Genomic DNA, 12,520 nt, shown 5'->3' with positions numbered 1-12,520 from the left:
GCATTGTTCCCGGCGGTGCCATGAGAGCGGCACCGCCTACCTCGCTGCAGGCGCTGATCGAGGCGCTCAAGGTGCTGCCCGGCGTGGGGCCGAAGTCGGCCCAGCGCATGGCATACCACCTGCTGCAGCACGACCGCGACGGCGCGCGCAAACTGGGCGACGCGCTGCGTGGCGCCGCCGATGGCATCCGCCATTGCGAGCGCTGCAATACGTTCACCGAGCAGGAAATCTGCGAGACGTGCCGCGACCCCGGGCGCGACGGCTCGCTGCTCTGCGTGGTGGAAACCCCGGCCGACCAGGTCATGATCGAGCAGACCCTGACCTATCGCGGCCAGTACTTCGTGCTGATGGGGCGGCTGTCGCCGCTCGACGGCATCGGTCCGAAGGAAATTCATCTCGATCGCCTGCTGGCGCGTGCCACCGACCCCGAGTACGGCGGCCCGGCCACCGAGGTGATCGTCGCCACCAACTTCACCAGCGAAGGCGAGGCCACCGCGCACTACATCGGCGAAATGCTGAAGGCGCGCGGACTCAAGGTGTCGCGCCTGGCGCGGGGCGTGCCGGTGGGTGGCGAACTCGAATACGTGGACGCGGGCACCATTGCCCGCGCCGTGATGGACAGGCGCACGCTCTGACCATGAATCTGGCGCGCTTCGATCTCGTGACGCTTGGCCTGTTCGTGGCCGTGGCCCGGCAGGGCAGCATCTCGGCCGGCGCGCGCCAGTCGCATCTGGCCGTGGCAGCGGCCAGCAAGCGCATTTCCGACCTGGAAACCGCCGTCGGCGCGCCGTTGTTCTTCCGCCATGCCGCAGGCGTGCAACTGACCGAGGCAGGGCAGGCGTGCTTTCACCATGCGCTGACCATCCTGCAGGACGTGGAACGCATGGCCGGCGTGATGTCCGACTATGCGTCGGGCGTGCGCGGGCAGGTGCGCGTCTGCGCCAACACGTCGGCGATTACCCAGTTCCTGCCCGATGACCTGGCGCAGTTCATGCGCCAGCATCCAACCATCCGTATCGAGCTCGAAGAGCACAACAGCAGCGACATCGTGGCCGCGCTGATGGAAAACCGGGCCGATGTCGGCATCTTTGCCGACCGCACGCCGTGCACCGGGCTGGTCACCGTCGAATACCGGCAGGACGAGCTGGTCATCATCACGCCACCGGGTCATCCGCTGGCCCAGGACGGGCCCGTGCATTACGCCGATGCGCTCGAGTACGACTTCGTCAGCCTGCCGCAGGTAACTTCGCTGGCGGCACGGCTGCTGGAAGAAAGCAGCCGGCTGGAGCGCCAGTTCCGCCTGCGCATCCAGGTGCGCAGCTTCGACGCCATGTGCCGCATGGTGATGGCGGGCCTGGGCGTTGGCGTGCTGCCGCGCATTGCCGCCGAGCCGCATGTGAAGTCGATGGGGTTGTCGCTGGTAGGGTTGCGCGATGCCTGGGCGCGCCGGTCATTGCTGATCGGCATGCGCGACCCGGCCGGCCTGACCGTGTCGGCCAGGCTGCTGATCACCCACCTCTGCGGGGACCGGGCGCCGTTCTAACGCTGTGCCCGTGGTTATGCGCTCGCATTGCCCACGGCAGCGGGAGCGGGGAGTAAAACACCGAAGCGCCATGCGCTACGGCGTCACCACGCCCTCGTCGGCGTACTCCACGCGGTCCCGCCCGTTGTTCTTGCCGCGATAGAGCGCCTGGTCGGCGCGCGAGATCATGCCGTGGATGGTGTCGCCCGGCTGCACGCAGGCCACGCCCAGGCTGGCCGTCATTTCTCCCGTTACCGGAAACGCCCGCTCGGATACCGTGCGGCGCAGCCGTTCGGCAAACTGCACGGCGGCATGCGGCGAGGCATCGGGGCAGATGATCAGGAATTCCTCGCCGCCCCAGCGGCCCACGGTGTCGGCGTCGCGCGTGATTTCCAGGATGCGCTCGGCCATTTCCACCAGCACCCTGTCGCCGATCTGGTGGCCGTGGTTGTCGTTGATGGCCTTGAAGCGGTCCACGTCGATCAGGATGATCGAAAACAGGCTGCCGTCGCGACGGTGGCGTTCCAGTTCGCTGATCAGCACGGCGTCGAGGTGGCGCCGGTTGAATACGCCGGTCAGCTGGTCGGTCTTGGACAGCGCTTCGAGCTGCAGATTCTTTTCGACCAGTTCCGCCTGGGTGGCCTGGATCTGCGCGAAGGCCTCGTGGCTTCGCTGGATGGCGGCGCGCACGGTCAGTTCGGCCTCGGTCCGCTCGGCGATGATCAGCTTGAGCTTGCGCAGCACCTGGTTGAAGCCATCGATGACGCTGTCGAACTCGGTGCGGCCCAGCCGCGACAGTTCGTCAAGTTCGTCGCCATGGCTCGACGCCAGCTGGAACAGGGCGCGCTGCAGGTGTTCCAGCGGGCGGAACACCATGCGCAGGCCAAAGGTCAGCAGCAGCACCAGCACCACGTCGATGGCAGCCACTTCGGTAATGCCCTGGATCATCGCCGCGCGCAGGGCCTTGTGCATCGGCTCGTGCGAGAACCGGATCACGGCGGTGCCAATGGACTGCTCGCGGCGCGCGGCATCGATATTGGCTGGCGGGTAGATCTGCACTTCGCTCAGCACGTTGTGCGGCCCGGCCACGGTGCACGACGCGGTGCCGGGCGCGGCCGGGCGGCCCGCCGTGGCGTAGGCTTCCTTGCCGTCGGGCGAGAACACGCAGGCTTCGGAGACTTCGGGGTGTACCAGTGTGGCTTCCAGGCGGGTGCGCAGGATGCCGACATTGAGCGCCCAGGCCGGTTCGGCCAGGCTCTGGCCCAGGCCAACCATGATCTCCGCGCGGGTCCGCTCGAACCGTAGCGCGAGTTCCTGCTGCAATTGCCACTGGCGGTGCGCGGCAAAGGCCCCCAGCGTTGTCGTGGTGACAACGATGAACAGCACGATCATCCTGTTCCGGATCGACTGAACCGGGGGCGGCAGTGGCATGAAGGGCTCGATCCTGGAGGATTCAGGGAGGAATTCTATTCATCCGCCGCCTTGTTGAACAGTTGGCGGAAGCGGGCCAGCTCAGGATGCGTTTCTTCGTATTTCTTGCTGAACCCGATATGCACGGTCTCGGTCTTGATGTTCAGCACGCGTTTGGACTTGTAGCGCATGCGCTCGGGCAGCCCGCGCGCCTCCAGCATGACCATTGCCTCGTTCAGGACCACGCTGGGGTTGACCACGCAGTCGATCTCGCCCACCAGCATCTTCTTGACCAGGTCCTGGAATTCATGGCCCTCGACGACCTCGATCCGGCCTTCCCGGGCGAACTGGAAGAAGCGTGGCCCGGGGGCCAGGTAGCCGCGCTGGTTGCCGAACCTCATGCCGGCGAAATCGTCCGGATAGGTGCGGAAGGTGCGGCCCTCCACGGAATCGCGGTTGCAGTGAACGGACACGTCCTCGGCATAGAACGCCTTCGAATGGTTCAGGTACGGCCGTTCTGTGGGGCGATAGTACACGCCCAGGATGCCGGCGCTGTTGCCGGACCTGGCTTCCTCGACCACGCGCGCCCACGAGGCGAAGCGGATCTCGACGCGGTATTCGGGCGGCAGCCGCTTCAGCACGCGCTGCACGCTGTCGATGTAGGCGCCCCGGGGCATGCCGTTTTCCTCGTACGACAGCGGTCGCTGGGCGGCCTCGGAATACAGCACGATGGTGGTCGTGGCCGGCGTCTGCGCCAGCGCTGACGTCGCCATCCAGCCGGCGCAGGCGGCGCAGAGAATCCGGCAGAAGCGGAAGAATCGCATGGTGACGGGGCCGCGGATGGTGGGTGGCTGGCGCGAAACGTGCCGGAATGGTGCCGGCACAGTGTGCGTAGGTGCCCCGGATAACGGCAGCGCCGAACCGGAAGTTGACCCATCCCCTCATCAGGGTTAGCCCCAATCTTTCGCATTCCGAGATAGCCCGCTTTCCGGAATGCCGATTCCGCGTCACCCCGTAGCTGCGGCACACTCCGTCGAAACAAAGCCAAATCCCCTGTACGGGTCAGTTTTACGGAGACATTCCCCAACATGGCGCAACAGATTCTCAATGGCATCAAGGTCCTGGAACTGGGGCAGTTGATTGCCGGCCCCTTTGCCGCCAAGACCCTTGCCGACTTTGGCGCGCACGTGGTCAAGGTGGAGCCGCCCGGTCAGGGCGATCCGCTGCGCAAGTGGCGCATGCTGCACGAAGATACCTCGGTATGGTGGGAAGCCCAGTCGCGCAACAAGCAGTCGATTGCCATCGACCTGCGCCAGCGCGAGGGGCAGGACCTGGTTCGCAAGCTGGCCGCCGAGGCCGACGTGCTGATCGAAAACTTCCGTCCCGGCACCATGGAAAAGTGGGGCATGGGCTGGGATGTGCTGCACGCGGCCAACCCCAAGCTGATCATGCTGCGCGTGTCGGGCTACGGCCAGACCGGGCCCAAGCGCGATGAACCGGGCTTTGCCGCCGTGGCCGAGGCCATGAGCGGGCTGCGCTACCTGACGGGCGAACCGGGCCGGCCGCCGGTGCGCGCGGGCCTGTCGCTGGGCGATACCATCGCCGGCCTGCATGGCGCGCTGGGCGTGCTGCTGGCCCTGTACGAGCGCGATGCGCGCGGCGGCACGGGCCAGGTCATCGACGTGGCGCTCTATGAATCGCTGTTCAACCTCAGCGAAAGCCTGCTGCCCGAGTATTCGGCGTTTGGCGCGGTGCGCCAGCCGGCGGGCGGAGCCCTGCCGGGCATCGCGCCGTCCAATGCCTATCCGTGCGGTTGCGGCGAGTACGTGCTGATTGCCGCCAATGGCGACGCCATCTTCAAGCGGCTGATGGCCGCGATGGGGCGCGAAGACCTGGGCGAGGACCCCGACCTGGCGCGCAACGACGGCCGGGTAAAGCGTGTCGACGAGATCGATGCCGCGATTGCCGCCTGGACCCGCACGCAGACCGTGGCCTCGGCACTGGAAGTGCTGCGCGGCGCCGATGTGCCGTCGGGCCGCATCTATACGGTCAAGGACATTGCCGAGGACCCGCACTACCGCGCCCGCGAAGTCATCGAGACGGTGACGTCGGCCAAGGGCCTGAGCGTGGAAGTGCCGGGCGTCTTTCCGAAGCTGTCGGGCAATCCCGGGGCCATTCATGATCGCGCGCCCACGCTGGGCGAGCATACCGACAACGTGCTGGCGCAAGCCGGCTTCGACGCGGCGGCCATTGCCGACCTGCGCGCCCGTGGAGTGATCGCATGAGTAGCCAAGTCGCCCAGACCTATTCGCTGGCAGGGCCGGCACGGATCGAGATCAACGATGTGGCGCCGCGCGACGGGCTGCAGATCGAACCGTTCGTGGTGCCCACCGAAGGCAAGGTTGCCTTCGTCAATGCGCTGGCCCACTGCGGGTTTGCGCGCATCGAGGCCACCTCGTTCACGTCGGCCCGGGCCATTCCCGCGCTGGCCGATGCCGAGGCCGTGATGCACCAGATCGAGCGCGTGCCGGGGGTGCGCTACACGGTGCTGGTGCCGAACCTGCGCGGCCTGGAACGCGCGCTGTCGTGCCATCCGGATGAAGTGAACCTGGTGATGTCGTCCAGCGAGACGCATAACCGCGCCAATCTGCGCATGACGCGCGAACAGTCGAAAGCCCAGCTGCTGGCGATGATCGACGAGGCGGGCAAGGCTGGCGTGCCGGCGAACATCTCGCTGTCCACGGTGTTTGGCTGCCCGTTCGAGGGCGATGTCAGCGAGGCCGACGTGATGGCACTGGCCCGCACCTTTGCCGACGCCGGCGCGGCCGGCATCACGCTGTGCGACACCACCGGCATGGCCTATCCGAACCAGGTGGCCGCGCTGTGCGAGGCCTTCCAGCAGGCGCTGCCGCAGACTGGCCTGACCATCCACCTGCACAACACGCGCGGCATGGGCCTGGCCAATGCCATCGCGGCCTGGCAGACCGGCGTGGCGCGCTTTGACGCGGCGGCCGGCGGCCTGGGCGGCTGCCCGTACGCGCCGGGTGCCAGCGGCAACGTCAGCACCGAAGAACTGGTGCATATGTTCGCGGCGATGGGCGTCGATACCGGCGTTGACCTCGACGCGCTGCTGAACGTGGTGGGCGGGGTATCCGAACTGGTGCAGCGCGACGTCCCCAGCCAGCTGCTGCGCGCCGGCCCGCGCCTGCGCACGCACCAGCCGCCGGCGTGGATGGCCGAGTTCTTTGCCAACGCGTAACGGATCGCCAATGTTTTTCGCCCCTCTGCCGTGCGCGGGAGAGAGGGCAGGGGAGAGGGGATGGCTGGCCCAATTGCCACTGTCGCATCTTGAGTCGCTGAACCTCTCCCCCAACCCCTCGCCCACAAGTGGGAGAGGGGGCAGATCAACAGGATTTTCAGGTCCCCCAATAAGACATACGGAGACAACCATGAAACGCAACCTCATCGGCGCTTGCGCCGCGCTGGCCGCTGCCGGCCTGACTTTCGGCACCGCCGCCCAGGCCCAGGACGGCAGCTATCCCAACCGGCCGATCATGCTGGTGGTGTCGGCGGCTGCCGGTGGCACCACCGACCTGGCCGCACGCCTGATCTCGGAGCCGCTGTCGAAGGCGCTGGGCCAGTCGGTAGTGGTCGACAACAAGCCGGGCGGCAACGGCACGATCGCCGCACAGGCCGTGCAGCGCGCCAAGCCCGACGGCTACACGCTGCTGGTGCAGTACTCGGGCTACCACGTGATCACGCCGCTGCTGACCAAGACGGCGTGGGACCCGGTCAAGGATTTCCAGCCCGTAGCCAACCTGCTGTCGGCGCCGCAGGTGCTGGTGGTACGCCCCGGCCTGCCGGTGAAGTCGCTCAAGGAACTGGTGACCTACGCCAAGGCCAATCCGAACAAGCTCAACTACGCGTCGTCGGGTAACGGATCGCTGCAGCACGTGTCTACCGAGTTGCTGAACCAGATGGCCGGCATCCAGATCACGCACGTGCCTTACAAGGGCACCGGCCCGGCCATGACCGACCTGCTGGGCGGCAACGTCGACATGACGATCACCACGCCGCCGCCGCTGATGGGCCATATCGCCGCCGGCAAGCTGCGTCCGCTGGTGGTGACCAGCAAGACCCGCCTGGAAAGCCTCAAGGATGTGCCGTCGGCCCCCGAAGCCGGCTACCCCGACCTGGATGTCTCGTCGTGGTTCGCCATGTACGCGCCAGCCGGCACGCCCAAGGCCGTGGTGGACAAGCTGACCACCGAGATCGAGAAGATCATGAAGACCGAGGCGTTCCGCAAGAAGGCCGAGGAGCTGGGCGCCGAGGCGAAGTACATGAACCCGCAACAGCTGGACCAGTACCAGAAGGCCGAACTGCAGCGCTGGGCCAAGGTGATCAAGTCCGCCAACATCCACGCCGAGTAATCCACGCCGGGCCAGCGGCAACGGGCAGGGCAGGCTAGTTGTCCGAAAGCTTGCGACGGCATGGCCGTCGGGGCTGCTCTCATTGTGCCGACATTAGGTGTTGGTCCCGATGCGGACATCTGGCATGTCCGGTAGCATCGCCGGGAGCCGCATGGGCGGCGTCCCGGCTTTCGTGCGTCGGCACGTGGCGCGCCCTCATTCAAACAGAAGCAGAAAAGAGCAGGAGAGCCCTATGAACAACAAACCTTTCTGGAAGCAGTTGCTGATTGCGCTGGCGCTGTTCCTGGCCGGCTGGTTCACGTTCGGCAGCGCCTTCGCGCAAGGCAAGCCCGAGAAGCAGAAGGTGACCATCGCGGTGGGGGGCAAGAACCTGTTCTACTACCTGCCGCTGACGATTGCCGAGCGCCTGGGCTACTTCAAGGAAGAAGGGCTCGACGTGGAGATCGTCGACTTCGCCGGTGGCGCCAAGGCGCTGCAGGCCGTGGTGGGCGGCAGCGCCGACGTGGTGTCGGGCGCCTACGAGCACACGATCAACCTGCAGGCCAAGGGCCAGCACTACCAGGAATTCGTGCTGCAGGGCCGCGCCCCGCAGATCGTGCTGGTGACGTCGAACAAGACCATGCCCAACTTCAAGTCGATTGCCGACCTGAAGGGCAAGAAGATCGGCGTGACCGCGCCGGGTTCGTCGACCAACATGATGGCGAATTTCGTGCTGGCAAAGGCCGGCCTGAAGCCGTCGGACGTGTCGTTCATCGGTGTGGGCGCCAGCGCCGGCGCGGTGGCCGCGATGCGATCGGGCCAGATCGATGCCATGGCCAACCTGGACCCGGTGATCTCGATGCTGACGCAGAAGAACGAGGTCAGGATCGCCTCGGACACGCGCACCCTCAAGGAAACGCAGTCGGTGTTCGGCGGCAACATGCCGTCGGGCTGCCTGTACGCGTCGACCAAGTTCATCGAGCAGAACCCCAACACCACCCAGGCCCTGACCAATGCCATGGTGCGCGCGCTGAAGTGGCTGCAGGCGGCCGGTCCGTCGGACATCGTCAAGACCGTGCCGGAAAGCTACCTGCTGGGTGACCGCGCGCTGTACCTGGCAGCCTGGGACAAGGTGAAGGAAGCGATTTCGCCGGACGGCGTGATGCCGGCCGATGGCCCGAAGACGGCGCTGAACACGCTGCAGCAGTTCGATCCGGACCTGAAGGGCAAGCCGATCAAGCTGGAAGGCACGTTCACGAACACGTTCGTGCAGAAGGCCAACGCCAAGTACAAGTAAGCCTTGCGCCCCGGTTGCGGGGCGTCTTCGTCGCCCGCCGCGCCCGCCCTGCATGGGCGCCCGGCGGGCGAAACGTTTCTCAGAGTCATGCCGTCATGAGCACGCCTGCACTTTCCCTTGAAAACGTGACCTGTACCTTCGTCTCGCGCGAAGATCGCTCGCAGCGCTATACAGCTGTGCGGGACGTCACGATGTCCATCCAGCCCGGCGAATTCCTGTCCGTGGTGGGGCCCACCGGCTGTGGCAAGTCCACGCTGCTGAACGTATCGGCGGGCCTGCTGGAGCCATCCACCGGCAGCGTGCGCGTGTTCGGCGAGCCGCTCAAGGGCATCAACACCCGCGCCGGCTACATGTTCCAGGCCGAGGCGCTGATGCCGTGGCGCAGCGCGCTGGACAATGTGATCGCCGGCCTGGAATTCCGTGGCGTGCCGCGTGCCGATGCCAAGGCGCAGGGCGAGGAATGGCTGCGCCGCGTGGGCCTGGGCGGGTTTGGCGACCGCTATCCGCACCAGTTGTCGGGCGGCATGCGCAAGCGCGTGAGTCTGGCGCAGACGCTGGTGATGGACCCGGACATCATCCTGATGGACGAACCGTTCTCGGCGCTGGATATCCAGACGCGCCAGCTGATGGAAAACGAGGTGCTCGATCTGTGGGCCGCCAAGCGCAAGGCCGTGCTGTTCATCACCCACGACCTGGACGAGGCGATTGCGATGAGCGACCGCGTGGTGGTGCTGTCGGCCGGTCCTGGCACCCATCCAATTGGCGAATTTACGATCGACCTGCCGCGTCCGCGTGATGTGGCCGAGATCCGCAACCATCCGCGCTTCGTGGAGCTGCACGCCGCCATCTGGGACGTGTTGCGCGAGGAAGTGCTCAAGGGCTATGCGCAGCAGCGCAAGGCAGCCTGATATCTGGACCGGACGATAACAAGATCATGGCTTTTCGTGCTGATTCAAAAGGCATGCTGCGCGTCTGGCAGCTGCTGCTCCTGGTGGTGATCCTGGTCGTGTGGCACCTGGCTACGCGTTCGCAGGAGGTGGCGTTCTTCTTCGGCGAACCGCTGATGGTGGCGCAGCGGATCTGGAGCTGGTTCGTCGTCGAGCGCGACATCTATATCCACCTGGGCGTGACCCTGCTGGAGACCGTGCTGGCCTTCGGCATCGGCACCGTGGCCGGGCTGGGCGTGGGCCTGTGGCTGGCGCTGAGTCCGTTCACGTCGGCCGTGCTGGATCCCTACGTGAAGGCCGCCAACTCGATGCCGCGCGTGATTCTGGCGCCGATCTTCGCGGTCTGGTTCGGCCTGGGTATCTGGTCGAAGGTGGCGCTGGCCGTCACGCTGGTGTTCTTCATCGTGTTCTTCAACGTCTACCAGGGCGTGAAGGAAGTGAGCCCGGTGGTGCTGGCCAACGCGCGCATGCTGGGCGCCAACAAGCAGCAGCTGCTGCGCCACGTGTACCTGCCCAGCGCCACAAGCTGGGTGTTCTCGTCGCTGCATACGTCGGTGGGCCTGGCGTTCGTGGGCGCCGTGGTGGGCGAGTACCTGGGATCGGCGCGCGGCGTAGGCTACCTGATCCTGCAGGCCGAGGGCACGTTCGACATCAACACGGTGTTCGCCGGTATCGTCGTGCTGACGGCCTTTGCACTGGTGCTGGACTGGATGGTGACGGCAGGAGAGAAGCGGCTGATGAAGTGGCAGCCGCAGAGCGGGGAAACGGAGAAACTCTGATATCTGGCTGGCCTGGCGGCTGGCTGAAGGTGTGCTTCCCTCTCCCACTGGTGGGATAGGGGAAGGGGAACGGGCGAGCCGCTCAAGATGCGACTGCGGCATTCGCACCGCCTTGCCCGTTCCCCCAGCCCCTCTCCCGCGTGCGGGAGAGGGGAGCAGGGCAACCGCCGGGTGTCGCCTTACGGCGTGATGACGATCTTCCCGGTCACCTTGCGCGCTTCCATGTCCTTCAGGGCCTGCGGGGCCTGTTCCAGCGGATACCGTGCCGAAATATGCGGGCGGATCTTGCCTTCCTTCATCCAGCCGAGCATCTGGGCCATATTGGCCTGGTTGGCCTTCGGCTCGCGCCGCGCAAAATCGCCCCAGAACACGCCAACCAGCGACGCGCCCTTGAGCAGCGCCAGATTCAGCGGAATCTTCGGAATTTCGCCATTGGCGAAGCCCACCACCAGATAGCGGCCTCGCCATCCGATCGAGCGGAAGGCCGGCTCGGCATAGACGCCGCCCACCGGGTCGTAGATCACGTCCGGGCCCTTGCCGTCGGTCAGCGCCTTGATGCGCTCGCGCAGGTCCTCGGTGCTGTAGTTGATCACGGCATCGGCGCCATGTTCCTTGCAGACGGCCAGCTTCTCGTCGGTGGACGCCGCCGCGATCACGCGGGCGCCAATCGCCTTGCCGATTTCGATAGCCGCCAGCCCCACGCCACCGGCGGCGCCCAGCACCAGCATGGTTTCGCCGGCCTTGAGCTCGCCGCGGTCCACCACGGCGTGGTGCGACGTGCCATAGGTCAGCGTGAACGCGGCGGCCACGTCGAAGTCGATGCCGGGCGGCATCGGCACCACGGCCTTGGCCGGTGCCTTGGCCTGGGTGGCGAAAGCGCCGTTGCCCAGGTAGGCGATGACCTTGTCACCCGGTTTCACATGTGTGACACCGGCGCCGACGGCGTTGACCACCCCGGCCAGCTCCGAGCCTGGCGAAAACGGCAGCTCGGGCTTGGCCTGGTATTTGTTCTGGATGATGAGCACGTCCGGAAAGTTCACGCCGGCGGCCTTGACGTCGATGACGACTTCGCCGTCGCCGGGCACCAGGTCGGGCAGGGTTTCCAGCGCCAGCGAATCGGGCGGGCCCCAGGCTTTGCACAGTACGGCTTTCATTGTGTCTCCCATGTGTGATGTGGTCTTGCCGGTGTCGTGCGCGGCAGGAACGCCGGGGCGGCCGGGCACGACGTCGGGCAAGTGTAGCGCAAGAAAAGCACGATCGTTCTGTGGGAAAAAATCGCTGCATGTCGCCTATTCGGGCGACGCATGGCGGGCGCCGGGCTGGCGCAACCGGGGCGCATTTGTCCCGTTTCCGGTGCATCCGCGGTGCCGCCAGCGGCCTTTCGCTCAGGTACAATCGCGGCCATGCATATCCTTCTCGCCAACGATGACGGTTACCTTGCGCCGGGGCTCGCCGTCCTGCACGCAGCGCTCGCGCCCCTGGCGCGCGTGACCGTGATCGCCCCGGAACAGAATCACAGCGGCGCCTCGAATTCGCTGACGCTGCAACGCCCGCTGTCGGTATACGAGGCAAGGGAAGGGGTGCAGAAGGGATTCCGCTATATCAATGGTACGCCGACGGATTGCGTCCACGTGGCGCTGACCGGCCTGCTGGAGGATCGCCCCGACCTGGTGGTGTCCGGCATCAACCAGGGCCAGAACATGGGCGAGGACGTGCTGTACTCGGGCACGGTGGCCGCCGCCATCGAGGGCTACCTGTTCGGCATCCCGTCGATCGCGTTCTCGCAGGTCAATCATGGCTGGGAGCATCTCGACGCGGCCGCACGCGTGGCGCGCGAGATCGTCGAAAACGTGATTGCGCGCCCGCCACGCGAGCCCTTCCTGCTGAACGTCAATATTCCGAACCTGCCCTACGAGCATATCCGCGGACACCGCGCCACGCGTCTGGGCAAGCGCCATCCGTCGCAGCCCGTGATCCAGCAGGTGAATCCGCGCGGCGACCCCATTTACTGGATCGGACCGGCCGGCGACGCGCGCGACGCGAGCGAAGGCACCGATTTCCACGCCACGGCCAATGGCTACGTCTCGCTCACGCCGCTGCAGCTCGACCTGACGCATCGCGGCCAGTTGGAACAGATCGCACAGTGGCTGGGGTGA

Annotated in this window: 12 protein-coding genes; 9 read left to right on the top strand and 3 right to left on the bottom strand. The window is 66.2% G+C overall.

Annotation, left to right across the window (positions count from 1 at the left end; translation table 11 throughout):
• Positions 1–20: 20 nt before the first annotated feature.
• Positions 21–635, top strand: coding sequence for a recombination mediator RecR (gene recR / locus ACOABP_RS02300; RefSeq protein WP_474226798.1), 615 nt, complete (start codon positions 21–23; stop codon positions 633–635).
• 2 nt (positions 636–637) lie between these two features.
• On the top strand, positions 638–1,543 hold the full coding sequence (locus ACOABP_RS02295; RefSeq protein ID WP_066730893.1) for a LysR family transcriptional regulator: 906 nt from the start codon (positions 638–640) through the stop codon (positions 1,541–1,543).
• Positions 1,544–1,618: 75 nt separating this feature from the next.
• On the opposite strand, the gene ACOABP_RS02290 is transcribed toward ACOABP_RS02295, so the two are convergent.
• The gene (locus ACOABP_RS02290) at positions 1,619–2,953 is read right to left on the bottom strand and encodes a GGDEF domain-containing protein (RefSeq protein WP_474226797.1); all 1,335 of its coding nucleotides are present in this window, start codon (positions 2,951–2,953) and stop codon (positions 1,619–1,621) included.
• Positions 2,954–2,988: 35 nt separating this feature from the next.
• Positions 2,989–3,756 (bottom strand): substrate-binding periplasmic protein, encoded by a 768-nt coding sequence (locus ACOABP_RS02285; protein WP_474226796.1) that lies wholly within the window; start codon positions 3,754–3,756, stop codon positions 2,989–2,991.
• Between the two features lie 264 nt (positions 3,757–4,020).
• Between ACOABP_RS02285 and ACOABP_RS02280 the strand changes: the two genes are divergently transcribed.
• The 6 genes from ACOABP_RS02280 (at position 4,021) to ACOABP_RS02255 (ending at position 10,364) form a co-directional block, all read left to right on the top strand.
• A complete protein-coding gene (locus tag ACOABP_RS02280) occupies positions 4,021–5,217 on the top strand; it encodes a CaiB/BaiF CoA transferase family protein (protein ID WP_474226795.1) in 1,197 nt (398 codons plus the stop codon).
• Positions 5,214–6,191, top strand: a complete 978-nt coding sequence (locus ACOABP_RS02275; RefSeq protein WP_474226794.1) for a hydroxymethylglutaryl-CoA lyase — start codon at positions 5,214–5,216, stop codon at positions 6,189–6,191. The genes ACOABP_RS02280 and ACOABP_RS02275 overlap by 4 nt, the downstream gene beginning before the upstream one ends.
• A 190-nt stretch (positions 6,192–6,381) precedes the next feature.
• Positions 6,382–7,362, top strand: a complete 981-nt coding sequence (locus ACOABP_RS02270) for a Bug family tripartite tricarboxylate transporter substrate binding protein (RefSeq protein ID WP_474226793.1) — start codon at positions 6,382–6,384, stop codon at positions 7,360–7,362.
• A 232-nt stretch (positions 7,363–7,594) separates the two neighbouring features.
• The gene (locus ACOABP_RS02265) at positions 7,595–8,638 is read left to right on the top strand and encodes an ABC transporter substrate-binding protein (protein WP_474226792.1); all 1,044 of its coding nucleotides are present in this window, start codon (positions 7,595–7,597) and stop codon (positions 8,636–8,638) included.
• A 95-nt stretch (positions 8,639–8,733) separates the two neighbouring features.
• The gene (locus ACOABP_RS02260; protein ID WP_474226791.1) at positions 8,734–9,546 is read left to right on the top strand and encodes an ABC transporter ATP-binding protein; all 813 of its coding nucleotides are present in this window, start codon (positions 8,734–8,736) and stop codon (positions 9,544–9,546) included.
• Positions 9,547–9,572: 26 nt separating this feature from the next.
• Entirely contained in the window at positions 9,573–10,364 is a 792-nt protein-coding gene (locus ACOABP_RS02255; protein WP_474226790.1) for an ABC transporter permease, read from the top strand.
• A 179-nt stretch (positions 10,365–10,543) separates the two neighbouring features.
• On the opposite strand, the gene ACOABP_RS02250 is transcribed toward ACOABP_RS02255, so the two are convergent.
• Positions 10,544–11,518: an NADPH:quinone oxidoreductase family protein gene (locus ACOABP_RS02250; protein ID WP_474226789.1), complete on the bottom strand. Its 975-nt coding sequence runs from the start codon at positions 11,516–11,518 to the stop codon at positions 10,544–10,546.
• 249 nt (positions 11,519–11,767) lie between these two features.
• Between ACOABP_RS02250 and surE the strand changes: the two genes are divergently transcribed.
• Entirely contained in the window at positions 11,768–12,520 is a 753-nt protein-coding gene (surE, locus tag ACOABP_RS02245) for a 5'/3'-nucleotidase SurE (RefSeq protein ID WP_474226788.1), read from the top strand.

Source organism: Cupriavidus sp. HE11 (genome assembly GCF_056097175.1).
Note: the sequence above shows the minus strand (reverse complement) of the source record. Positions and strands in the feature narration are given on the sequence as shown.